The 24,350-nt window shown below is 73.2% G+C and carries 14 protein-coding genes, 1 tRNA gene and 1 pseudogene; 8 read left to right on the forward strand and 8 right to left on the reverse strand.

Going from position 1 to position 24,350, the window contains the following annotated elements:
- Positions 1-12: 12 nt before the first annotated feature.
- On the reverse strand, positions 13-642 hold the full coding sequence (locus tag ACRAKJ_RS05965; protein WP_438919303.1) for a hypothetical protein: 630 nt from the start codon (positions 640-642) through the stop codon (positions 13-15).
- Between the two features lie 243 nt (positions 643-885).
- Here ACRAKJ_RS05965 and ACRAKJ_RS05970 point away from each other — a divergent pair, with 243 nt between their 5' ends.
- Both ACRAKJ_RS05970 and ACRAKJ_RS05975 read left to right on the forward strand, forming a co-directional pair.
- On the forward strand, positions 886-1,677 hold the full coding sequence (locus tag ACRAKJ_RS05970; protein WP_438919302.1) for an SAM-dependent methyltransferase: 792 nt from the start codon (positions 886-888) through the stop codon (positions 1,675-1,677).
- A gap of 236 nt (positions 1,678-1,913) precedes the next feature.
- Positions 1,914-3,158 carry a hypothetical protein gene (locus ACRAKJ_RS05975; protein ID WP_438919301.1) on the forward strand — a complete coding sequence of 415 codons (1,245 nt, stop codon included), beginning with the start codon at positions 1,914-1,916 and terminating at the stop codon, positions 3,156-3,158.
- Positions 3,159-3,226: 68 nt separating this feature from the next.
- Here ACRAKJ_RS05975 and ACRAKJ_RS05980 read toward each other — a convergent pair.
- Positions 3,227-3,299 (reverse strand) — tRNA-Arg (locus ACRAKJ_RS05980).
- A 126-nt stretch (positions 3,300-3,425) separates the two neighbouring features.
- Positions 3,426-4,481 (reverse strand): substrate-binding domain-containing protein, encoded by a 1,056-nt coding sequence (locus tag ACRAKJ_RS05985; RefSeq protein WP_438919300.1) that lies wholly within the window; start codon positions 4,479-4,481, stop codon positions 3,426-3,428.
- 62 nt (positions 4,482-4,543) lie between these two features.
- Here ACRAKJ_RS05985 and ACRAKJ_RS05990 point away from each other — a divergent pair, with 62 nt between their 5' ends.
- Positions 4,544-5,731: an MFS transporter gene (locus ACRAKJ_RS05990; protein WP_438919299.1), complete on the forward strand. Its 1,188-nt coding sequence runs from the start codon at positions 4,544-4,546 to the stop codon at positions 5,729-5,731.
- Here the strand turns inward: ACRAKJ_RS05990 and ACRAKJ_RS05995 are convergent.
- On the reverse strand, positions 5,697-6,278 hold the full coding sequence (locus tag ACRAKJ_RS05995; protein WP_438919298.1) for a DUF3558 family protein: 582 nt from the start codon (positions 6,276-6,278) through the stop codon (positions 5,697-5,699). The genes ACRAKJ_RS05990 and ACRAKJ_RS05995 overlap by 35 nt on opposite strands.
- A 79-nt stretch (positions 6,279-6,357) precedes the next feature.
- Between ACRAKJ_RS05995 and ACRAKJ_RS06000 the strand changes: the two genes are divergently transcribed.
- Entirely contained in the window at positions 6,358-8,313 is a 1,956-nt protein-coding gene (locus tag ACRAKJ_RS06000; protein ID WP_438919297.1) for a cytochrome c oxidase assembly protein, read from the forward strand.
- Here the strand turns inward: ACRAKJ_RS06000 and ACRAKJ_RS06005 are convergent.
- From ACRAKJ_RS06005 to ACRAKJ_RS06015, 3 genes and pseudogenes are all read right to left on the reverse strand, one after another.
- Positions 8,310-9,119: an ABC transporter permease gene (locus ACRAKJ_RS06005; RefSeq protein WP_438919296.1), complete on the reverse strand. Its 810-nt coding sequence runs from the start codon at positions 9,117-9,119 to the stop codon at positions 8,310-8,312. The two genes, ACRAKJ_RS06000 and ACRAKJ_RS06005, sit on opposite strands and share 4 nt — an antisense overlap.
- 16 nt (positions 9,120-9,135) lie before the next feature.
- Positions 9,136-10,063: pseudogene (locus ACRAKJ_RS06010) on the reverse strand (ATP-binding cassette domain-containing protein).
- Positions 10,051-10,674: a TetR family transcriptional regulator gene (locus ACRAKJ_RS06015; protein WP_438919295.1), complete on the reverse strand. Its 624-nt coding sequence runs from the start codon at positions 10,672-10,674 to the stop codon at positions 10,051-10,053. Before ACRAKJ_RS06015 ends, ACRAKJ_RS06010 begins: the two are co-directional and overlap by 13 nt.
- A 164-nt stretch (positions 10,675-10,838) precedes the next feature.
- On the opposite strand from ACRAKJ_RS06015, the gene ACRAKJ_RS06020 reads away from it, so the two are divergent.
- The 4 genes from ACRAKJ_RS06020 to ACRAKJ_RS06035 all read left to right on the forward strand — a co-directional run bounded on the left by ACRAKJ_RS06020 (position 10,839) and on the right by ACRAKJ_RS06035 (position 22,620).
- Entirely contained in the window at positions 10,839-11,393 is a 555-nt protein-coding gene (locus ACRAKJ_RS06020; RefSeq protein WP_438919294.1) for a single-stranded DNA-binding protein, read from the forward strand.
- 318 nt (positions 11,394-11,711) lie between these two features.
- On the forward strand, positions 11,712-13,388 hold the full coding sequence (gene ettA / locus ACRAKJ_RS06025) for an energy-dependent translational throttle protein EttA (protein WP_438919293.1): 1,677 nt from the start codon (positions 11,712-11,714) through the stop codon (positions 13,386-13,388).
- 16 nt (positions 13,389-13,404) lie between these two features.
- Entirely contained in the window at positions 13,405-17,442 is a 4,038-nt protein-coding gene (locus tag ACRAKJ_RS06030; protein WP_438919292.1) for a hypothetical protein, read from the forward strand.
- Positions 17,443-17,637: 195 nt separating this feature from the next.
- Positions 17,638-22,620, forward strand: a complete 4,983-nt coding sequence (locus ACRAKJ_RS06035) for an NAD-glutamate dehydrogenase domain-containing protein (protein ID WP_438919291.1) — start codon at positions 17,638-17,640, stop codon at positions 22,618-22,620.
- A gap of 49 nt (positions 22,621-22,669) precedes the next feature.
- On the opposite strand, the gene ACRAKJ_RS06040 is transcribed toward ACRAKJ_RS06035, so the two are convergent.
- On the reverse strand, positions 22,670-24,334 hold the full coding sequence (locus tag ACRAKJ_RS06040) for a carbohydrate-binding module family 20 domain-containing protein (RefSeq protein ID WP_438919290.1): 1,665 nt from the start codon (positions 24,332-24,334) through the stop codon (positions 22,670-22,672).
- Positions 24,335-24,350 lie beyond the last annotated feature (16 nt).

Here is a 24,350-nt window from a genome sequence, read left to right on the forward strand (position 1 = left end):
GCGCTCATCGGCTCAGGCGCTCATCCGCCAGTGCACGACGTACCCGGCCGCCTCGGCCGCGATCAGCGCGTCCAGCTTCGCCAGGTTCGTCCGCCGCGACATCCGGAACGCCCGCCCCCGCCGCGCGTCCAGCACCAGCGGCGTCGCGCCGGGCAGCACGTCGGCCATCGTCTGCTGCATCACGCGCAGCGCCACGTTCGCAGCCTCCTGCGTCAGCGGCGGCTCCTTCACGTACACCGTCACCGCCGCCCGCGACCCGTCCGGCGCGAGCAGCCCCAGGTGCGGCCGGACCCGCAGCGACAGCTCGCCCGCCTGCCACCGGGCGGCGCCCGCGGGCACGCCCGTCGCCCGCGTCGACCGCAGCCACGGCACGAACCCCTCCCGCACCTCCTCGAACGCCCGCGCCTGCCCGGACCGGCCGTGCTCCCGCGCCGCCTCGACCGCCCTGTCCAGCTCCGCGGCCGGGTCGGGCGAGTTGGCCGCGCGGCGCATCGCGTCGCGCACGGGGTTGTAGAACCCGGCCACCCACTGCTCCGAGGACAGGTAGGTGCGCCGCTGGTCGGACACGATGTTGATCCGGCCACGCTGGCCGCTCATGGCGTACTCGGTGAAGGACAGTGCGGTCACGCTGATCGGCTCCACGACAGGCTCCCCTCGCGCGCAGGTCGAACTCGTGTTCGATCCTACCGAGGGGGTCCGACAAAAACGGCGTGCGAACGGGCTACCCGGGCACCCTCGTGATCAGCTGTCCCGGCTCCGGGGCCGCCGCACGCCCGGTGAGGCTCGACTACTCCGAACGGGTGACAAGCCTGCTCGTTGCACCCCGGCGGCGACGACCCCGCGCGGCCCACGCCCTAAGCTCCCCGCCGGGGAAGGGAGCCGAGCGTGACCGAGCGACCGGACATCGACCTGACCAGGCCCAGCGCCGCCCGCGTGTACGACTACTACCTCGGCGGGGCGCACAACTTCGCGGTCGACCGCGAGATGGCCGAGCAGGCCATCCGGATGTGGCCCGAGCTGCCGCTGATCATGCAGGCGAACCGGGCGTTCCTGCGGCGCGCGGTGCAGCACTGCGCCGCGCGCGGCGTGGACCAGTTCCTCGACCTGGGCTCCGGCATCCCCACCGTGGGCAACGTGCACGAGGTCGCCCGCGACGCCGACCCCGCCGCCCGGGTCGTCTACGTCGACAACGACCCGATCGCGGTCACCTACAGCCGCACGATCCTCGGCGACGACCGGCAGACCGGCGTCGTCCAGGCGGACCTGCGGCGGCCGGACGACGTGCTGTCCTCCCCGCAGGTGCGCGACCTGCTCGACCTGAGCCGCCCGGTGGCCGTGATGATGGTCGCCGTGCTGCACTTCGTGCCCGAGGACCCGGCCGGGGTGGTCGCCGCCTACCGCGACGCCGTGGCGCCGGGCAGCCTGCTCGTCCTCTCGCACGCCACCCGCGACGGTCAGGACGACCAGGCCGACGAGCACTCCGACCTGTACCGCAACCGCACCGCCACGCCGATGACCATGCGCACGAAGGCCGAGGTCGAGGCGTTGTTCAGCGGGTTCGACCTGGTCGAGCCGGGCGTGGTGCACCTGCCGCTGTGGCGGCCGGTGTCGCTGGAGGACGTCGACGAGCACCCGGAGCGCGTCGCCGGCCTGGCCGCCGTGGGCGTCAAGCGCTGAACGGCCGCCCGGTCCCCGGGTCCCACCTTCGAGTGATCGAACGGCCGCCGCACCTGCTGATGTTGTAGTTTCGTGACCTGGCAGGTGCGGCTGCCACCGAGGCTCCTCCTGACCCGGTCGGAGCGGGTGCCTCCAGAGCGCGTCCGACGGCGACGCGCCCGCATCCCCACCCACTCCCGCGATCCAGTGTGCCCGGACGGCGGTGGTGCCGACCGGGCGGCGGCCGGAGGACCCTCGTGCTGACAAGCTCCGATCTCCGCAAGCGCTGCCGGTGCACCGGCGAGACGCCGAACGAGATCCGCAGACAGCGGGGCGGCGGTCACGCCGGACCGCTCGTGCCCGTCGCCGGCCCCGGCCAGCAGCGCTTCGAGGCCGGGGTCCTCCAGGCGGTGGTCCGCGCCATGGCCCGGATGCGCCGGCGCGGCCACCCGCTGCGCCCGACGGCCCTGGTCGACCGGGTGCGGCTGGACTCCCCGGTGGTCGGCCTGCGCGTGCACGACACCGCCCTCGACCACCTGCTGGCCGAGGTCCTCCCGGTGCTCTCCGGCGACCGGCTCCGCGGCGTGCCCGGCCTGCGCGCCCACCCCGGCCGCGACCACCTCGACCTGCGCGCGCCCGACGGCGAGGTGCGCCTGCTCGGCGTGACGCGGAAGCGCTGGCGGCAGGCCGTCGAGGCGGGCCTGCCCGCCGGACCCCCGCCCGTCGAACCCGTCCACCGCACGTCCTCGCCCACCGCCGTGATGAGCGGCGTCCTGCGCAGGCTCCCGCTGTGGCGCGGCGCGGCCTGGCTGGACGGCGTGGTCGTCGGCGACGCGCTGGAGCTGTACTGGCGCAACGGCCCCCCGGCCGACGCGGTGGCCGCGATCCTCACCCGCTCCACGTGCGCCGTCCCCGACACGGCCGCCGTGCCCTACGCGTTCCGCAACACCGTGCGCGGCGTGGCCCTGACCCCGGCCCCCACCCCGACCGCCACCGAACCCGAGGACCCGAAGTGGGCGTGGAACCACTGGCTCGCCACCACCGCGCCCGGCGCCGCCCTGCACGAACGGGCCGTCCGCCCCCGGCGCCCCGCGACCGACCTGCCGGACGTGTGGGACCAGCCCGAGATGCGCGCCGCCCTGGCCCTGCGCCGCATCGACACCGTCTACCGCCTGCTCCTGCGCCACGGCGTCCAGCGCCACCACCTGGCCACCCTGACCGGCCAGTCGCCGCACGAGGTGGACGCCGTCCTGGCGGGCGGCAGGGTCGAGTCCTACGACGCCCTGACCGACATCGCCGAGGCCCTCGGCGTGCCCCCGGGCTACATGGGCCTGGCGCACGACGAACGACCCGCCCACGACACGCCGTGCGACTGCGAAGCCCTCGACGAACGCGCCAAGCGCGACCGCTTCCTGGCGCACGCGGCCCTGGTGACCGTCGGCGCGGTCCCCGGCACCTGGGGCTGCCGGTCGGAGACCTGCGCCACCCGCGCCACCCCGTGACGGGGAGCGGTGTGGTGTGGGCCGATCCTGACCGGGGACCGGCCACACCGTCACGTACGGCGCCGAAGCGCCCCCGGCAGGATTCGAACCTGCGACCTCGGGATTAGAAGTCCCTCGCTCTCTCCACTGAGCTACGGAGGCTTGAGGGGCTGGTGACCACGCGGTGTAGCAGCGTAGCCGCCCCACCGGACACATCGTCCGGAAGACGTCCGGCGTTTCCGTTCGGGCGCCTGAAGGGTGATCAAGATGGCAGGAAAGTGACTCAGATCACGGTTTGGCGGCCGTGGAGGCGCGCTGGACGAGGGAAACGCCGAGTCTCGTCGGCTCGTCCGGTCTCCCGCCGTCGAGGAGCTTGAGCGCCAGTTCACCCGCTCGGCGGCCCTTGTCGGCCAGGGGTTGACGCACCGTGGTCAACGGCGGCTCGGCGTGCTCGGCGGCCGGGACGTCGTCGAAACCGATCACCGACACGTCGTCGGGCACGCGCAGGCCCAGGTCGCGCACCGCTTGGAGGACGCCGAACGCCAGCTCGTCCGACATGCACAGCACGGCGGTCGGCCGGTCCGGCGCGGACAGCAGTTCGCGCGCGCCCACCCGGCCCAGCTCGCGGCTGCTGCGGGCGCACTCCCAGACCGGCGCGCCGACCCCGACCACGTCGAGGTAGCCGGCGAGCCGGTCGGTGGTGACGCGGAACGGTGAGGACGCCGCGCGCTCCGGCGCGACGGGGCCGTTGCGGCCGTCCGGGTGCAGGGCGAAGGTCACCACGCCGACGTTCCGGTGCCCGAGCGACCGCAGGCACGTCGCGGCCAGCCGCGCGCCGCCGGCGTCGTCGACCTCGACGCGCGCCGTGCCGTCGAGAACGGGCTGGTCGATGACCACCATCGGCAGGCCGCGGGCCCGCACGGCGTCGAACGCGGGCGCGTCGGAGGGCAGCGAGTAGGCGACCACGACGTCGGCCTGGGCGCGGGCCACGGTCTCCGGGCGGGGTCCACCGCGCTCCCGGCCGGGCATTAACACCAACGTGTGGTCGTGGACGTCGACGGTCGAGGCGAGGCCGTCGAGCACGATCGACAGGGCCGGGTCGGAGAACGAGGCGGACAGCCCCTGCCCGAGCATGAACCCGACGGCGGCGCTGTGCCGGGTCGCGAGGCTGCGCGCCACCGGGTCGGGCCCGCCGTAGCCGAGGGACGCCGCGGCCTCCAGGATGCGCTCGCGCAGCGCGGCGGACAGCTGGTCCGGCCGGTTGTAGGCGTTGGACACCGTGGCGCGCGACACGCCGACCACGCCGGCCACCGTGTCGAGCGTCGGCTTCCGGGGGCGGTCCACGCGGTGAGCGTAGCCAGGTAACCGGTTGGAAGTTCTGAAGCGCTTCAGACACACTGGTCCGCATGCCCACGCCACGCCTCGCCGTCTTCGCGGTGTTCCTGTTCAACGGGGCGCTGTTCCTGTCCTGGGCGGCCCGCATGCCCGCTCTTGCCACGCAGGTCGGCGCCACCGAGGCGACCCTCGGCCTGGCCCTGCTGGGCGCGAGCGCCGGCCTGGCGCTGACCGCGCCGTTCGCCGCGCGCGCCTGCGCCCGGGTCGGCGCGCGCACCCTGGTCGTCGTCGGCGCGGTGGTGACCGTGGTCGCCGTGCCCTGCCTCACGCTGACCCGGTCGCCCCTCCAGCTTGGCCTGGTCCTGTTCGTCCTCGGGTCGTGCGGCGCGCTGCTCGACGTCGGCATGAACGTCGCCGCGGTCGCCGTCACGCGCACCCTCCGCCGGCCGCTCATGCCCCAGTTCCACGCGGGCTTCAGCGTCGGCGGCCTGATCGGCTCGCTGGGCGCCGCGGCGGCGGCGAGCGCCGGCTGGGGACTCGTCCGCCACCTGCTCACCGCGGCCGTCGTCGGCGCGCTCGTGATGGCCTGGATCGTCAGGGCCGTCCCCGGCGCGACCGGTGACGCGACCGACGCCCGGGCGGACGAGCGGCCCGTGCTCAAGCGCCCGCTGCTGTGGCTGCTCGCCGCCGTGACGCTGTGCTCGGCCATCGCCGAGGGCGCGGCGTCGGACTGGTCGGCGCTGTTCTTCGTCACGGAACGCGGGCTGGACGAGGCCACCGCCGCCGCGGGGTACGCGGGCTTCTCGGTCGCCATGGCCGCCGCGCGCCTGCTCGGCGAACCGGCCCAGCGCCTCCTCGGGCCGCACCGGCTGCTCGCGGCGGGCGCGGTCGTGGCCTCGGGCGGGTTCGCGCTGGCCGTGCTGGTGCCGGTGGCGGCGGCCGGCTTCGTCGGCTTCGGTCTCGCCGGGCTGGGCCTGGCCTTCTCGTTCCCGGTGGTCATGGACCTGGCGGGCGACGCGGGCAAGCGCGCCGACGGCACGGGCGGCGAGCGGGAGATCGGCCTGGTGACGACGGTCGCCTACACGGGCTTCCTGGCCGGTCCGCCGCTCGTCGGCGGCATCGCGCACGCGAGCGACCTGTCGGTGTCGCTGGGGTTCGTGGCGGTCGTGATCGCCCTGATCGTGCCGATGGTGTGGCTGGCCCGCCGCTCCCGCGACCGCGAGGTCACGCGAGCGGGAGTCGGCTCAACCCGGCCTTGAGCAGCGGCTGCATGGCGGCGATCATCTGCTCGTCGACCCCGCCGGGCTGGGCCATCGCCACCAGCACGCTGCGGTTGGTGTTCACCGCCAACGTCGCCGTGCACGCCATCTCCTGGCCGCTCAGCTCGCAGTACACCCAGGCGGAGTGCCCCTCGACGACGACCTCGCGCCCCCGTTCCTGCCGCTCCCGCACCTGCTCGTACCTCTGGTAGAGCGCGGCGACGACGGTGCGGCCGGCGGGCGTGCCGTCGTCCAGGACGTACTGGCACGACTCCTGGATCACGTCGTCCTTGCGCGCCGGCTCCTTCTTGAACGGCCCGATGGGCTTCAGGTCGTCGGCGGTGAGCAGCGAGCACGGCTCGACGCCGACGACGGTGCGCGGCCGGGCGATCCTCGGCGCGGCGTCCCCGGCGGGGGCGCTGGTCGCGGGGGACGACGAGGGCGTGACGTCGGCCGCCGGCAGCGCGTCGCCGTTGACGGTGTAGCTGCACCCGGCCGTGAGGAGCAGGGCGAGGGCCATCGCGGGCACCGAGCGGGAGCTGGTCACGTCGGGCAACGGTAGTGGGTGTGATCTGCGCACGTCCGGCGGTTGGTGGCACGCCGCCCGGGCCGCCTAGGCTCGTGCCGTGACCACTGAAGCGCCCACCCGAACCCAGCGCACGGGCCTGGTCCCCCTGCTCGCCATCGGCGCCACGACGGCCGCGCTGGTCGCGGCGGGCCTGCTGGCGGTCACCGGCGACGACCGGCCGGGTCTGATCGTCGTGCGCGTGCTCACCGAGTCGGCGGCGGTCGTGACGATCGGTTCGCTGCTGCTCGCGGCGTTCCTCGTGCCGCCGCAGCGCAGCGGCACGCTCGCCGCCGACGGCTACGCGGCCCTGCGCACGGCGGCCTGGGCGGCCCTGGCGTGGACGGCGGGCGCGGTGGCGTCGGTGCCGTACACGGTGGCCGACGCGCTCGGCCAGCCCGTGTCGGTGCTGCTGGAACCGGCCGTGCTGTTCCAGGTCGCGGGCCTGGTGGAGCAGGCGAAGGCGTGGATGATCACCGCCGTGCTGGTGGCGCTGCTCGCCCTCGGCTGCCGCCTGGTGCTGTCGTGGGGCTGGACGACGGCGCTGTTCTTCCTGTCGGTGTTCGCGCTGGTCCCGGTCGCGGTGACGGGGCACTCGTCGGGCGGCGGCTCGCACGACGTGGCCACGAACAGCCTGCTGTACCACCTGATCGCGGCGGCGCTGTGGGTTGGCGGGCTGGTCGCGCTGCTCGCGCACGGCCGCCGCGGCGGCGACCACCTGGGGCTGGCCACGTCCCGGTTCTCGAAGCTCGCCCTGGTGTGCTGGGTCGTGATGGCCGTCTCCGGCGTGGTCAACGCCTACGTGCGGCTGCCGCTGGACCAGCTGTTCGGCAGCGACTACGGCCTGCTGGTGCTGGGCAAGACGGCGGCGCTGGTGGTGCTCGGCGTGGTCGGCTACCTCCAGCGCGAGAAGGGCGTGAAGCAGGTCGTCGCCACCGGCTCCGGGCGCGCGCTGCTGAGGCTGGCGGGCGTCGAGGTGCTGCTGATGTTCCTCACGCTCGGCCTGGCCGCGGCGCTGAGCCGCACGCCCCCGCCGGTCGAGGGCCGGGTGCTGCCCAGCTCGGTGGAGCTGAAGATCGGCTACGACCTGTTCGGCGCGCCCACCGCGTCCCGCCTGCTGTTCGACTGGCGGTTCGACCTGGTCTTCGGCACGCTCTTCCTGGCGCTGGCGGTGGTCTACCTGCTGGGCGTGCGGAAGCTGCGCAGGCGCGGTGACGCGTGGCCGGTGGGCCGCACGGTCGCCTGGGTCGCGGGCTGCCTGACCGTGGTGTTCGCCACGTCGTCGGGCCTGGGCCGGTACGCGCCCGCCATGTTCAGCATCCACATGGAAGCGCACATGCTGCTGTCCATGCTGGCGCCGATCCTGCTGGTGCTGGGCGGCCCGGTGACGCTGGCGCTGCGCGCGCTGCCTGCCGCGGGCAAGGACAACCCGCCGGGGGCGCGCGAGTGGCTGCTGGCGTTCACGCACTCGCCGGTGGCGAAGGTGCTGACCAACCCGTTCGTGGCGTTGGCGCTGTTCGTGGGCTCGTTCTACGGCCTGTACTTCTCGGGCCTGTTCGACGCGGCGCTGGACTACCACTGGGCGCACCTGGCGATGAACGCCCACTTCATCCTGGTCGGCTACGTCTTCTACTGGCCGGTGATCGGCATCGACCCGTCGCCGAACCGGCTGCCCCCGCTGGGCCGGCTGGGGCTGCTGTTCGCCTCGATCCCGTTCCACGCGTTCTTCGGCATCGTGCTGATGAGCTCGCAGACGGTGATCGGCGAGGACTTCTACCGCTCGCTGGCCCTGCCGTGGGTGTCCTCGCAGCTGGAGGACCAGCGGCTGGGCGGCGGCATCGCGTGGGCGGCGGGCGAGCTGCCGCTGATCGTGGTGATGGTGGCGCTGCTCGTGCAGTGGGCCCGGTCGGACGGCCGCGAGGCCCGCCGGTCGGACCGGCGGGCGGACGCGGACGGTGACGCGGACCTCGCCGCGTACAACGCGATGCTGCGCAAGATGTCCGGGAAGGACGACTAGAGGGGCCTCCGGAAGCCCTTCACGGTCACCGCCCAGCCCGCCGCGGCCAGGGCGGCGGTGGTGACGAGCGCGCCCACCACCCCGGTCACCGGGTGCGCGAGGGCCAGCGCGCGGGCCGCGTCGACCGCGCCGGTCAGCGGGTTGACGCCCGCGACCGCCTGCAACCAGCCCGGCAGGCCGCTGATCGGCACGTACGCGCTGGACGCGAACATCAGCGGGAACATCGCCAGGAAGCCGACGGTCTGCATCAGCTCGGCGTTGCGCAGCCACGCGGCGATGGCCAGGAAGACCCAGCCCAGGCCCCAGCCGACGGCCAGCGACAGCGCCAGCGCGCCGAGGACGCCCGGCGCGCCGCCCGCGGGGGAGAAGCCGAAGACCAGCACCGCGAACAGCGTCATCAGCACCAGTTGCGCGGCCGTGCGGACGAGGTCGGACAGGCTGCGCGCGACGAGCACGGAACCGGGGTTGATCGGCAGCGACCGGAACCGGGCCAGCACGCCGTTCTTCATGTCCGTGACGAGGCCCACCCCGGCCTGGAGCGCGGACTGCATGGCCGTGTTGACCAGGATCGCGGGCATCAGGAAGTCGATGTAGGGCACGCCCGGCGGGAAGCCCGGCGTGGCCGCGATGCTCGCGAAGATCTGGCTGAACAGGGTGAGCATGATCAGCGGTTGCAGGACGCTGAACACGATCATCCGCGGGTCGCCGACGAGGGCGCGCAGCGATCGCCGCGTCAGCACGAGCACCTGCGTGCCGAAGCCGGTGCCGCGCCAGCGGGTGTCCGGTGCGGCGAGGGGGGCGGTCATGTCGGGGTGCTCCTGTTCAGGCCGCGTGCTGCGCGAGGGTGAGGTAGACGTCGTCGAGGGTCGGTTCGCCCAGCGCCAGCTCGGTGGCCTCCAGGCCGACCTCGTCCAGGGCGCGGACCACGGTGGCGATCTCGCGCGACGACGTGACGGGCGCGGTCAGCGTGTCCCGGGCGGGCACGGGCTGGAGCCCGGCGCGTTCGAGGGCCAGCGCGGCCCGCGGCACGTCACCGGCGTCGCCGAGGGTGACCGTGACGGTGCGCCGGCCGACCTGGGCCTTCAGCTCGGCGCTGGTGCCGGAGGCGACGACCCGGCCCCGCGCGAGCACGGTGATCGAGTCGGCGAGCCGGTCGGCCTCGTCCAGGTACTGGGTGGTCAGCAGCACGGTCGTGCCGTCGGTGACCAGGCCCTCGACGATCTCCCACAGGCCCAGGCGGGCGGCCGGGTCGAGGCCGGTGCGGTTCGTCGAGGAAGATCACCTCTGGGTGGCCGACGAGGCTCGCGGCCAGGTCGAGGCGCCGCCGCATACCGCCGGAGTAGGTGCGCGCCGGGCGCTTCGCCGCGTCCCCGAGGCCGAACAGCTCCAGCAGCTCGGCGCCGCGCGCCTTCGCCTCCCGGGTGCGCGCGCCGAGCAGCCGGGCGATCAGCACGAGATTGTCCAGGCCGGTCAGCTGCTCGTCCACGGCGGCGAACTGGCCGGTCAGGCCGATGCGCCTGCGCACCTGGTGGCCCTGCCCGACCACGTCGAACCCGGCCACGCGCGCCCGGCCGGAGTCCGGCGGCAGCAGCGTCGTGAGCACGTTGACCAGGGTGGTCTTGCCCGCGCCGTTGTGGCCGAGCAGGCCGAGCACGGTGCCCCTCGGCACGGCGACGCTCACCCCGTCGAGCGCCTTCTGCGCCCCGAACGCCTTGCCGACGTCGGTGGCCTCGATCATCAGGTCGTCCACTGGTCTCCCCTCAGTACGCCGTGCAGGAACACCTCGACCAGCTGGTCGACCTCGGCGGTGGAGTCGCCGAACCCCCGGCCCTGCATGCGGTTGGTGAACACGAGCCCGAGCAGCAGGCGCGCGGCGAGGTCCGCGTCGACGCGGAGCCGGGCGGCGTCCGGGCCGAACAGCGAGGCGACGCGGCCGGAGATGCGCTGCATCTCGACCGGCGGCCCTTTGTGCTCGCCCTCCTCGGCGTGCGGGTCGTAGCCCGACTCGCGCAGCACGCTGCCGAGCGACCACATCCGGTCCAGGTAGCCGGAGACGGCGCCGATCGCCCCGGCCAGGCGTTCGGCGAGGGTGTCGGCCGCCCCCGCCCGGTCGATCAGCTCCAGCTCGGCGTCGACCGCGAGCACGGACCGCACGCACGCGCGGACGAGTTCCCGCTTGTCCTTGAAAGCCCGGAAGACGGTGCCCTCCGCGATGCCGGCGGCCTGGGCGATCTGGCTGGTCGTGACGTTGGCGCCGTGCACGAACAGCAGCGGGACGGTGGCCCGCACGATCGCCTCGCGGCGGTCCTCCGGGCTCATCGCGGGTGCTCGCCTGCGGCGTCGGGTGGTGTCCTCGGACATGCCACGAGCGTATGAGTGAGTCCTCACTCATGTCAACGAGTGAGCGCTCACTCATGAGTTGCCCACAACCTCGCGAGTTGTCCACAGTTCGCGATCCCGCCCTGTCGCCACCCCCGCCACCGGCGGCAACCTGGACCCCGAGCGACCACCACCGAGGAGGGGCCATGGCCTACAACGAGACGCGCGTCACCATCTGCGGCACCGTGGCGAGCACCGTCACCCGCACCAAGGTCGGCACCGGCTGCAGCAAGACGGTGTTCCGGCTGTTCACCACCGAACGCCGCTGGCAGGGCGAGGAGCGGGCCTGGGTCGACGGCGACCAGATGTTCCTGTCGGTCACCTGCTGGCGGGCGCTGGCCGACAACGTGCACGCCTCGCTGACCAGGGGCGACCCGGTGGTGGTCAGCGGCCGGATGACCATCAAGGAACTGGAGTACGAGGGCGCGCTGCGCCAGGTGCTCGACGTCGAGGCCGGCGCGGTCGGCCCCAACCTCGCCCTGTGCACGGCCGTCGTCACCCGGACCCGGCGGACACCCGAAGTCGTCGAGGCACGGGCCGCGCCGGAGCCGGAACGGGTGCCGGCGGCGGCGGTCGAGCAGCTCGTGCTGCCCAGCGCCCGCACGTCGCCCGAGGTGGAGACCGTCCGCGAGGGTGAACCGGCGCTGGTTCGGGCGGGTGAGGACGCGCGTCCGAAGGAGGTCGCCGAGGTGCCATTCTGAACCAATCGGGCCACGAAGCCTTCCCACGACCCGATCGCGGCGGAGAATGCCCGGGCAGTCGTCGCCGTTGCGAGCGTGGAGGGGGGAGGTCGTGGGGTCGGCGCCACGGGCGGACCCGCACGCAGGCATCGGGGGTTGACACCGCTACGAGTTCGCGCATCCGGCAGGACGTGCTGGTCGCAGGGTTGTGCCTGTGCGGCCGGAAGGCCGTGTGACAGGTGTGGGTGACCCACGTTCGCGCTAACTCTGCGTTGTCGCCCCGTCCGTTGCCGGCGTCCGAGGTTCGGGCCCGATCGGCACCGCTCTACGATCGCGGGCATGGCCGAGTTCATCTACACCATGAAGAAGGTGCGCAAGGCGCACGGGGACAAGGTCATCCTCGATGACGTCACGATCATGTTCTACCCCGGTGCGAAGATCGGCTTGGTCGGCCCGAACGGCGCCGGCAAGTCGAGCGTGCTGAAGATCATGGCCGGCCTGGACACACCGGGCAACGGCGAGGCCTACCTGTCGCCGGGGTACTCGGTGGGCATCCTCCAGCAGGAGCCGCCGCTCAACGAGGAGAAGAGCGTCCTGGGCAACGTCCAGGAGGGCCTGGGCGAGATCAAGGTCAAGCTCGACCGCTACAACGAGATCGCCGAGAAGATGGCCGTCGACTACTCCGACGAGCTGATGGAGGAGATGGGGCAGCTCCAGGAGGAGCTGGACCACGCGGACGCGTGGGACCTCGACTCCCAGCTGGAGCAGGCGATGGACGCCCTGCGCTGCCCGCCGCCCGACGCCGACGTGAAGGTGCTGTCGGGTGGTGAGCGCCGCCGGGTGGCGCTGTGCAAGCTGCTGCTGAGCAAGCCCGACCTGCTGCTGCTCGACGAGCCCACCAACCACCTGGACGCGGAGAGCGTCCTGTGGCTGGAGCAGCACCTCGCGCAGTACCAGGGCGCCGTCCTGGCGGTCACCCACGACCGGTACTTCCTCGACAACCTGTCCCAGTGGATCCTGGAGCTCGAACGAGGTCGGGCCCACGTCTACGAGGGCAACTACTCCACCTACCTGGAGAAGAAGGCCGAGCGCCTGGCGGTCCAGGGCAAGAAGGACCAGAAGCTCCAGAAGCGGCTCAAGGACGAGCTGGACTGGGTCCGGTCGGGCGCCAAGGCCCGCCAGGCCAAGTCCAAGGCTCGCCTCGGCCGCTACGAGGAGATGGCCGCGGAGGCGGAGAAGACCCGCAAGCTCGACTTCGAGGAGATCCAGATCCCGCCGGGCCCGCGTCTGGGCAGCGTCGTGGTCGAGGTCGACAACCTCAAGAAGGGCTTCGGCGACCGGGTGCTGATCGACGGCCTGTCGTTCAGCCTCCCGCGCAACGGCATCGTCGGCGTGATCGGTCCGAACGGCGTGGGCAAGACGACGCTGTTCAAGACCATCGTGGGGCTGGAGCAGCCCGACTCCGGCGAGGTCAAGGTCGGCGAGACGGTGAAGCTCTCCTACGTCGACCAGAACCGCGGCGGTCTCGACCCGAAGAAGAACGTGTGGGAGGTGGTCTCGGACGGTCTCGACTACATCCACGTCGGCAGCGTCGAGATGCCTTCGCGGGCGTACGTCAGCGCGTTCGGCTTCAAGGGCCCTGACCAGCAGAAGCCGGCGGGCGTGCTCTCCGGTGGCGAGCGCAACCGGCTCAACCTGGCGCTGACCCTCAAGCAGGGCGGCAACCTGATCCTGCTCGACGAGCCGACGAACGACCTGGACGTCGAGACCCTGGGGTCGCTGGAGAACGCGCTGGAGCAGTTCCCCGGCTGCGCCGTGGTCATCTCGCACGACCGGTGGTTCCTCGACCGCGTCGCCACGCACATCCTCGCGTGGGAGGGCACGGACGAGAACCCGTCGAGCTGGTACTGGTTCGAGGGCAACTTCGAGGGCTACGAGAAGAACAAGGTCGAGCGCCTCGGCGCGGAGGCGGCCAGGCCGCACCGCGTGACCTACCGCAAGCTCACACGGGACTGAGAGCCGGGTCGACATCGTGGCGGCGAGGGGCGAGGCGCGGGCGGACGTCGAGGTGAGCACGCTGGTCGTGCCCGCCTGGCAACTGCGTTGGCGGGCACCGGAGCTCGCTCTGGTGCTGGGCGAACGCGCCGTCGCCCTCGCCTCCACCCGGCGCGACGAGGTCGACCGGTTGCGCGCGGAGGCCCTCGTGGTCTTCGCGAGCAACCGCATGGGCCGCGGCGTGAAGACCGCCGACCGGGCGCTCGACGCCCTGAAGGCGGCCGAGGTCGCGGCCCAGCACGAGACGGCTTGGCGGCTGCGGGTCGAGCTGGCCGACAGCGCCAGGTCGGTCGGCGCGCCGCTGACCGGTTTCGCGGCCGTGCGCCCCGTCCTGGAGGCGGACGGCGTGCCGCCGGCCCTGCGCGCCGGCGCGCTGGTGCAGGCCGCCGAGTGCCTGGTCTCGGTCGGCCGGGGCCCGGCACTCGCCCAGGCCCTGGACGAGGCGGACCGCCTCTACCAGGCCGACCCGGCGCTCGACCACGACACGACCCTGCTGCACCGCGGCCTGCTCCGGGCCGCTGGGGCGGGCCAGTACCGACGCTGGGGCGACCTGGCGGCGGCCGTCGACGCGTGCCGCGAGGGCCTGTCCCACCTCGACCGGCTCCAGGACCCCGAGTCCGACAACGGCCAGGTGCGGGGCAGGCTCAGCGTGGAGCTGGTCTGCGCCCTGCTCGACTCGGGCAAGCCGGGCGAGGCGTCCGAGGTCGGCACCCCGCTGCTGGAACGCCCGGTGCGCGCCCCGTCGGCGGCCACCACGGGTTGGCTGCGGCTGGCCCTGGCGACCAGGGTCCACCTGCCCGCGGGCCGGGTCGACCAGGCCCGCGACCTGCTCCGCGACGCGGCCGACAGCGCCGAACGCCACCAGCTCGACACGCTGCTCGCGGAGAGCCTGCTCGCGCTGGCCCACGTCCACGAGGTCGCGGGCAACCTGCCCGAGGCCCTGGTCGACCTGCGGTCCGCGCACGCCGCCGAACGCCGGCGCGCCCGGGCCGTCTACGCCGTGCGGGCCAGGCTCGCCGCCGAGTTCTCGGGCGTCCACCGCCACCCGGTCGGCGGGCTGCACGACGACCTGACCGCCCTCCTCAGCGCCGGCAGCACCGCGGTCGCGCCCCCCACGCCCCCGGCGGACCCCGCCCTGACCCCGGAGGCCAGGCAGCAGCTGCGCCAGTGGCGGCCGGTCCAGGTGCACCGCAACGAGGGAATGCGCGCGAAGCGCTCCCGCCGTGCCGCGGAAGACATGACGGTGGACGGCATCTCCGCCGCGAGGGCCCACGCCGCGGACCGCTGGCGCCTGGTCCAGCCGTTCGGCACGGACGAGCCCGACGACGCTCAGCTCCCGACCGATCCGCCCCCCGCCACCCCCACCGCCGCCACCCCGACCTCCACCGCGCAGACCCTCACCGCCCCGACCTCCACCGCGCAGACCCCCACGGGACAGACCTCCACGGGACAGACCTCCACGGGGCAGTCGCCGGTCGAGCAGTCGGCCGCAGCGCTCCCACCGGCCGCGCCGGTCCCGCCGGCCCCACCGCCGACTTCGAGTCCGGCCTCGGGTCCGCCCGCCGCAGGTCTGCCTGCCGCAGGTCCACCCACCGCAGGTCGCCGACGAGCGCCGGACCCACCCCCGCAGACGACGCAGGGCCGCCCCGAACACGCCAGAAGCGGCCAAGCGAGGCCCACCGCACCAACCGCCCTCTCCCAACCCCCCACCCCTCCAGGCGGCTTGGCACAAGGCCCCACCACTCCCAGCGGCACCCGGTTCCCGGGCACCGCCCTGCCCGGAACGCCCCTGCCCGGAACGCCCCTGCCCGGAACGCTCCCGGCCCCGGCCCGGCACACCTCCGCGACACCCGGTGTGCCCGTGAACCCGGGCGCTCCGGTCTTCCCCGCTCCGCCGACCGGTGCCGAGTCGCCCCGGTTCCCGGACGCGCCTGAAGTGCCGCCCAGCCTCAACTCCTCCGCACCCGCACCCGCACCCGCACCCGCACCGGCGACCGGCCCGACGCCTGCGCCCACGACCACCGGCCCTGTCGCGCCCCCGCCCCCCGCTGCCGGTGAGGGCGTCGCCCAGGCTGCGGCGGAGCCGTACCCGACCGCGTTGAACACGCACGCGGCCCAGCACCGGGCCCCGGGCCAGGCCATCCCGCCGCAGCCGGTGGTGGGGGAGCGGCCCGTCGACCAGGCGGGACCGTCCATGTCCGGCGGTCTCGGCTTCGGCACGGGGATCGGTCGCCCGCACGTCGGACCGGACTCGGTGGTCGAGGCGACCGTGTTGATCCCGCGCATCCCGGCCGAGTCCCCGCATCCCGCGCAAGCCGAGCCCATGCAAGCCGAGCCCATGCAAGCCGAGGCCGGGCAAGCCGAGGCCGGGCAGGAGGGCCCCGCGCAGCCGGAGGGCGTGCGGACCGGGGAAGCGGACGCCGTGGAGGCGGAGCCGGTCCGGTCGGGGTCCGGTGATCCCCTCGCGGCGGAAGGGGCCGGCGAGGGGGAGCGCAGCGTGCCCGCCGCCGGGTTGATCGCCGCTGCCGGTGCCGTGCGCAGTGGCCGGCGGAGGGCTGCCCGGGAGACCACCGAGGAGGAGAGCGAGCAGGACGGTGGGGAGTCGAGCGTGCTCGACAACCTCAAGGCCGCCGGGTTGCTCGACCCGCAGCGCGCCGGTGGCCGCCGGCGTGCTCCCGAGGCTGAGGCTGAGACCGGGGCGGCTGAAGCTCTGGCCGGAGGGGAAAACCCCGCCCAGGCTGATGATGAGCCTGCGGCTGCCGAGGTCGGGAGCCCGGCTGTCGAGGGCGAGACCGTGAAGTGGAAGGTCGAGGCCCCCGCCCGGCTGCGGGCGGAGGAGCCGGGCGACGACGTCGACATGTTCGACTCGCCGACGATGGTCCAGCCCGCCATCCGGGATGACGTTCCGCCTGTCGGACTCGGTGCCGCATTTGTGAAGGGTCCGGTCATCCCCACCGCGCGGGTGCCCGAACCGCCTGATTTCCCGGTGCCGGCGGCGGACGGGTTCCCATTCCCGCCGCTCACCGCCGACCCGTCTCGGGATGGCGCCGCGGCGACGCCCGCCCCTGGGACCTCCGAACCATTCACGGCGAGTGGTGGAAATCACTCCGCCGCGCCGCGGGATTCGTGGCACGACGCGGTGGAGACCGCCGACGTGGTGCCCGACGAGCAGGTCCGGGCGGAGGCCGGGGTGGACACCGCGACGGACGCCTGGGTGGATGCCGTGGTGGAGGTGGAGCAGCGAGGTGCCGCCCGCGCCGACGTGTCGGTTCGGCGGACCGCGCCCTTCCGCGAGGAGGAGCCCGAGCCGGAGCCGTTCGTGCCCCGGCCGTCCCAGCCGCAGCCGGCGCAGCCGGCCGAGGAGCCCGAGCCGCCCCTGCCGCCCGTGCCGGAGCCGGACACGACGCCGTCCGTCCCCGAGCCCAGCCAGGTGCCGCCGGTGCCCGAGCCCGACCAGGTGCCGCCGGTACCGGTGCCGGACCCCGTGCCCTCCGCCCCGCCCGCCCCGCCCGCCAAGCCGTCGCCGTCCGGGTTCCTGGGTGCCGCCGACGTGGAGGCCGAGGAGCCCGAGCAGCCGTTCGTCACGTCCGTCGTGGTCGGCGGTCGCACGATCGAACTGCCCGCCGTGGTCGAGCCGCCGGTGCTGGACTCGCCCAGCGCCACCCGCGCCGCGCGCCGGCCCAAGAGCGACCTCAGCCTCGCGGAGCTGCTGGCCGAGGCGCTGGTGGCCTACGAGGACGCCCGGCGCGAGGGCGACGGGTTCCCGGACGACGACCTGCCGGACGAGGACGGGGACGGGACCGGGGACGGGATCGAGGCCGAGGACGACATCGCGCCGATCGGTGCCGTGACCGGCCCGGCGGGACCGGGTCCGACAGCACCGGGTCCGACAGCACCGGGGTCGGGTCCGGTGGGGGGCGGGTCGGTCGAGCCCGTCCCGGACAACGAGACGACCGTGCCCATCCGCCGCGTGGACACACCCCGGTTCGGCAGCTGGACGCTTCCCGAATCCTGAAATGATTTGAGGTTCTAATAAGGTTTCCCGCCGGTAACAAAGCAGGAAATACACCGTGCTGTGGCGAATTTTCCACTTTCGCGCAAGTGGTTCGATTCAGTGCGAGGGTTGCGGTTAACGGGTTCGCGCGCGTCTGGTTAAGTGGTGCGCGGACCCGGTACACAGAGGTACCGGATAGCGTGGAGTCGCCTGAACATGACCTCGACTGGAGTCCCGTCCCGATCCGAGCACGCCACCGGCAACGGCGCCGTGGCCCGCACGGCCAGTCCCGAACAGGCTCGTGATGAATTGATCGAACGGGCCGCCGCCAACGCCCCCGAGCTCGCCGACCTGATCCGCCTGTACTACCGGCACGTCCCGGCCGAGGAGGTCATCGACGACGACCCGGTCGACCTGGTGGGCGCGGTGCGCTCGAACTACCAGCTCGCCGAGAACCGGGTGCCCGGGCGTCCTGTCGTGCGGATCATCAACCCGACGCGCGTGCACGACGGCTGGGCCTGCCCCGCCACGGTCGTGCAGGTCGTCACCGACGACATGCCCTACCTGGTCGACTCGGTGGCCTCCGAGCTGACCCGCGGCGGCGTGCAGGTGCAGCGGGTCGTGCACCCCATCGTGGTGGTGCGCCGCGACCCGGTCACGGGGGCTCTCCAGGAGGTCCTGCCCACCGCCGACCCGGCCCAGCCGCCCACCGACGCGCTGGCCGAGTCGTGGATGTACGTCGAGGTCGACCTGCTCACCGACCCGGATCGGGCGCGCGAGCTGGAGACCAAGCTGCACACCGTCCTGAACGACGTGCGCGAGGTCGTCGAGGACACCGACAAGATGACCGGCACCGCGCTCCAGCTCGCCGACCAGCTGGAGGGCGACCCGCCGCCGCTGGCGAAGCACGAGGTCCAGGACGGCGCGAACCTGCTGCGCTGGCTGGCCGACGACCACTTCACGTTCCTCGGCTACCGCCGGTACGAGCTGGTCCGCGACGACCCGGCCACCGGGGGCGAGCCGGCGCTGCGCGCGGTCCTGGCCAGCGGCCTGGGGGTGCTCAGGCAGGACAGCCTCGCGGCGCGCAGCCTCACCGCCGGCCCCGACGCGGGCGCGCAGGCGCTGTCACCCGAACTGCTGGTCCTGACCCAGGCCAGCGCCCAGTCGAGCGTCCACCGCTCGGTCTACCCGTATTACGTCGGTGTGAAGACCTTCGACGCCGACGGCAACGTGACCGGCGAGCACCGGTTCCTCGGGGTCTTCTCCACCACCGCCCTGCACGAGGACGTGCTGGACATCCCGGCCATCGAGCGCCGGGTGCGCGACGTCATCCACCGCGCCGGCTTCCCGCTGCACTCCTACTCGGGGCAGCGGATGCTGGAGGTGATCCAGAACTACCCGCGCACCGAGCTGTTCTCGGTCGACACGGACACGCTCTACCAGACCGTCACGGGTGTCATCGCGCTCGCCGAGCGCCGCAGGCTGCGGCTGTTCCTGCGCCGCGACCCGTACGGCCGCTTCTACTCGTGCCTGGTCTACCTGCCGCGCGACCGCTACACCACGACGTCGCGCCTGGCCATGCAGGAAGTGCTGATCGACCAGCTGGACGGCCTGAACCTGGAGTACAGCGCCCGCGTCGGCGAGTCGGCGCTGGCCCGCGTGCACTTCACCGTGCACACCGACCCCAAGAGCCAGGCCGAGCCGGACACCGCGTACATCCAGCAGTTGCTGGCGGAGGCGGTGCGCTCCTGGGACGACCGCATGGTCGAGGCCGTGCTGGAGGACCAGGGGCAGGGGCTGGGCGCCGAGTCGTCGTCGGAGCAGGGCCAGCGGTTCGCCGCGGCCTTCCCGGAGGCGTACAAGGAGGACTTCACCGCGGCCGAGGGCCTGGCGGACTTCCGGCGCATCGAGGCGCTGCGGCCCGGCGACCTGGACATGGTGTTCTACGTGCCGCGCGCCGCCGAGGCCGGTGAGCGGCGGTTCAAGCTGTTCCTGGTCGGCGCCCGGGTCACGCTGTCCGACGTGCTGCCGATGCTCCAGCGCATGGGGGTGGTCGTCGTCGACGAACGCCCCTACCAGCTGGCCCGCGAGGACGGCGCGGAGTGCTGGATCTACGACTTCGGCCTGCGCATCGACCAGGGCGTGCTGGACAAGGTCTCCGGTGACGACCTGGAGTCGGTGCAGACCCGGTTCCAGGAGGCGTTCGCCGCCGCCTGGCGGGGCGAGGCCGAGGTCGACGGCTTCAACACGCTCGTGCTGAAGGCCGGCGTCACGTGGCAGCAGGCCGCGATGCTGCGCGCCTACGCCAAGTACCTGCGCCAGGCGGGCACCCCGTACAGCCAGGACTACATCGAGGACGCCGTCCTCGCGCACACCGACGTGGCGAAGGCCCTGGTGGAGCTGTTCGAGGCCCGGTTCGACCCGAGCCTGACCGAGGAGCAGCGCGGCAGCCGCACCGAGAACCTGGCGTCGGGGATCACGGCCCTCATCGACGACGTGACGAGCCTGGACGCCGACCGCATCCTGCGCAGCCTGCTCACCCTGGTGCAGGCGACGCTGCGCACGAACTACTTCGTGCGCGACGAGCGGGGCGACCCGCGCGCCTACCTGGCCGTGAAGCTGGACCCGCGCGCCATCCCGGACCTGCCGCAGCCGCGCCCCCGCTTCGAGATCTTCGTGTACTCGCCGCGGGTCGAGGGCGTGCACCTGCGGTTCGGGCCGGTGGCCCGCGGCGGGCTGCGCTGGTCCGACCGGCGCGAGGACTTCCGCACCGAGGTGCTGGGCCTGGTCAAGGCGCAGGCGGTGAAGAACGCGGTGATCGTGCCGGTCGGCGCGAAGGGCGGCTTCGTGGTGAAGAAGCCGCCGGCTCCCACCGGTGACCAGGGGCTGGACCGCGAGGCGTTCCTGGCCGAGGGCATCGCCTGCTACCGCATGTTCATCTCCGGCCTGCTGGACCTGACCGACAACCTCAGCTCGGGCACGGTCGTCCCGGCGCCGCAGGTGGTGCGGCACGACGGCGACGACACCTACCTGGTGGTGGCCGCCGACAAGGGCACGGCGTCGTTCTCCGACATCGCCAACGAGGTGTCGGCGTCCTACGGCTTCTGGCTGGGCGACGCGTTCGCCTCCGGCGGCTCGGTCGGCTACGACCACAAGGCCATGGGCATCACCGCCAAGGGCGCGTGGGAGAGCGTGAAGCGGCACTTCCGCGAGCTGGGCCTGGACACCCAGACCCAGGAGTTCACCGTCGTCGGCGTCGGCGACATGTCCGGCGACGTGTTCGGCAACGGGATGCTGCTGTCCGAGCACATCCGGCTCGTCGCGGCGTTCGACCACCGGCACGTGTTCATCGACCCGGACCCGGTGGCGGAGATGTCGTACGCCGAGCGCAAGCGGCTGTTCGAGCTGCCGCGCTCGTCGTGGGACGACTACGACCGCTCGCTGATCAGCGAGGGCGGCGGCGTGTGGCCGCGCACCGCGAAGTCCATCCCGGTCAGCGAGCGGGCGCGGGTGGCCCTGGTGCTGCCCGAGGGCGTCACGAAGCTGTCCCCGCCGGAGCTGATGAAGGCCATCCTGGTCGCCCCGGTGGACCTGCTGTGGAACGGCGGCATCGGCACCTACGTGAAGGCGGGCGTCGAGTCGCACGCCGAGGTCGGCGACAAGGCCAACGACGCGATCCGCGTCAACGGCGCCGACCTGCGGGTGAAGGTCGTCGGCGAGGGCGGCAACCTGGGCCTGACCCAGCGGGGCCGCATCGAGTTCGCCCGCGTCGGCGGGCGCGACGGCAAGGGCGGCAAGGTCAACACCGACGCCCTGGACAACTCGGCGGGCGTGGACTGCTCCGACCACGAGGTCAACATCAAGATCCTGCTCGACGAGCTGGTGCGCGACGGCAGGCTGGAGCAGGGGCAGCGCAACGAGCTGCTGGGCCAGATGACCGACGAGGTCGGCGAGCTGGTCCTGCGGGACAACTACTCGCAGAACTTCGTGCTGGGCGTGTCCCGGGCGCACGCCGCGCCGATGCTGCCGGTGCACGCGCGGCTCGTCGCGGACCTCGAACAGCGGGGCGCGCTGGACCGGACCCTCGAAGCGCTGCCCAGCGCGGCGGAGTTCAAGGCGCTGGAGAAGGCGGGCCAGGGCCTGACCTCGCCGGAGCTGGCCACGCTGCTCGCGCACGTGAAGCTGGCCCTGAAGGAGGAGGTGCTCGCGAGCGACCTGCCGACGGTGGACGTGCTGGCCCGCAAGCTGCCCGACTACTTCCCGAGCGAGCTGCGCGAGCGGTTCGGCGACGCCGTCGCCGGGCACCCGCTGTCCCGCGAGATCATCACGACGGTGCTGGTCAACGAGGTCGTCGACGGCGGCGGGGTGTCCTACCCCTTCCGGTTGGCCGAGGAGCTCAGCGCGTCGGCGACGGACGCGGTGCGCGCCTACGCCGTGGTGACGGCGATCTTCGACCTGCCGTCGCTGTGGCGGGAGGTCCGCGCGCTGGACACCGCGATCCCCACGCACGTCCAGGACGAGATGGTGCTGGAGACGCGCCGCCTGCTGGACCGGGCGTCGCGGTGGCTGCTCACCAACCGCCCGCAGCCGCTGGCGGTGGGCTCCACGATCGCCCGCTTCCAGCCGGTGGTGGCCGCGCTGGCGCCGCGCGTGCCGGACCTGCTCCAGGGCCACGAGCGCGAGTCGCTGCTGGAGCGGGTCGAACGGCTGGTGGCGCACGGCGTGCCCGACGACCTGGCCCGCCGGGTCGCCTCGCTGCTGTTCACCTACGGCCTGCTCGACGTGACCGAGGTGGCGGAGCTGGCCGAGCGCGAGGAGCGCGAGGAGGGCCGGGCGGCCGGTCAGGAGCGGACGCACGAGGAGACGGCCGAGCTGTACTTCGCGCTGTCGGACCACCTCGACGTCGACCGGATGCTCAGCTCGGTGTCCGGCCTGGAGCGCATCAACCGCTGGCACGCCCTGGCGCGGCTGGCGCTGCGGGACGACTTCTACTCGTCGCTGCGCGCGATCACGATCGACGTGCTGCGGTCGGGCGACCCGGGTGACAGCCCGGCGGGGAAGATCGCCGAGTGGGAGCAGGCCAACTCGTCGCGCCTGGGCCGGGCGCGCGCCGCGCTGGACGAGATCAACCGGGTCAACCGGCTCGACCTGGCGACGCTGTCGGTGGCGGCCCGGCAGGTCCGCAGCATGATCCGCTAGTCCGGTGCCGGACGGGGGCGGGCCTCACCGGGGCCCGCCCCCTCCCGCGTCAGGCGCGCCAGGTGTCGTCGAGCGCGGCCGGGGCGGTCGCGGTGCGGTTCGCCCCCGACTCCCACGTCACGTTCCCGGCCCCGTCCTTGCGGACGTACTTGTACTGGAACGCGGTGCCGCTCGTGAGCTGGACGGTCGCCCGCCACGTCGGGTAGGCGGCCGACGACAGCGCCACCGCGTTCGCCGGGTTCCACGAGCCCAGGGACGGGTGGTCGCCGACCACGAAGACGTTCTGGCCCACCGAGGTCGTGGCGTTCACCGCGAACGACGTCGCGCCGGCCGGCGGGGGCGTGGTGCCGCGCGCGTTGACGTGGATCGCCAGCGCCTCACCCGCGCCGAGGGTGGCGGTGAACTGGCCGTTCGAGCCGACGGTGACGCCGGCGCAGCCCTCCTGCTGCACGTTGCAGTACGTGCCGGCGGGCAGGGACGTCTGGAAGGTGCGGGTCAGCGGCGAGGTCTCGCGGTTGATCGCGACGAAGCCCCTGGCTCCCCGGCCGAACGCGATGGCGTCACCGCCGTTGTCCCACCAGTTCACCACCGCCGTGCCGGCCACCGCGTTGCGGAACGGCACCATGTTCGCGATCTGCGTCCACCGGTGCTGGCACTTCCACCCGCTCGTGTAGCACTCGGAGCCGCCGGGCGGGCCGGCGTCGTGGTTGGTGAACTCGTAGCCGGAGTACACGTTCGGGGCACCGTAGGGCCAGGCGAGCATGAAGACGTTCGCCAGCGTGTAGGTGGACCCGTCCTTGTAGGTCAGGGTGGAGCCGTTGCGCTCGGTGTCCCAGTTGTCGACGAACGACCGCGCCTGGCCGCTGGGTAGGTAGCCCCAGGACTGGCCGAAGTTGCTCAGGTAGGCCAGGTTCTCGTTGGTGAAGACCCGCTTGACGTCGTAGGCGTAGCGGAACTCGTCCACGTCGCCCGAGCCGGTGTACTCGCCGGGCTGCACGGCCTCGCCCGCGCCGTAGATCACCTCGTGCACCCAGAACACGTTCGGGTTGCTGAGCCTGGACTTGATCGCCGACATGTCGGCCGCCGCGATGTGCTTGGCCGCGTCGACCCGGAACCCGTCGACGCCCATCGCGATCAGCCGGTTCAGGTACTCGGCGATCTTGCCGCGCACGTGGTCGCTGCCCGTGTTCAGGTCGGACAGGCCGACCAGTTCGCAGTTCTGCACGTTGTCGCGGTTGCGGTAGTCGGTGATGTGCGAGCGGCAGGAGTGGAAGTCCTGGTCGGAGTAGTGGCCGGGGTAGTTGTACTTCGAGTAGGACGAGCCACCGGTGCCGGTGCCGGCCCCCGCGCTCATGTGGTTGATCACCGCGTCCGCGATGACCTTCACACCGGCCGCGTGGCAGGTGTTCACCATGTTCCGGAACGCGGTCTCGTCACCGAGCCGCCCGGCGATGCGGTAGCTGACCGGCTGGTACGAGGTCCACCACTGCGACCCCTGGATGTGCTCGGTGGCGGGGGAGACCTCGACGAACCCGTAGCCCTTGGGGCCCAGGACGTTCGTGCACTCGGTGGCGACGCGGGAGAACGGCCACTGGAACAGGGTGGCGGTGACGTCCTTCGGACCCGGTGGGGCTGCAAAACTTTGCGGAGCCGACAGGAGGCTCAGCACGAGCACGAGCACGGCGAGCAGCGCTCGCCCGGTTGCGGAAACCACGGTGTCTCCTCGGTGG

This window comes from Saccharothrix sp. DSM 118769 (assembly GCF_052936295.1).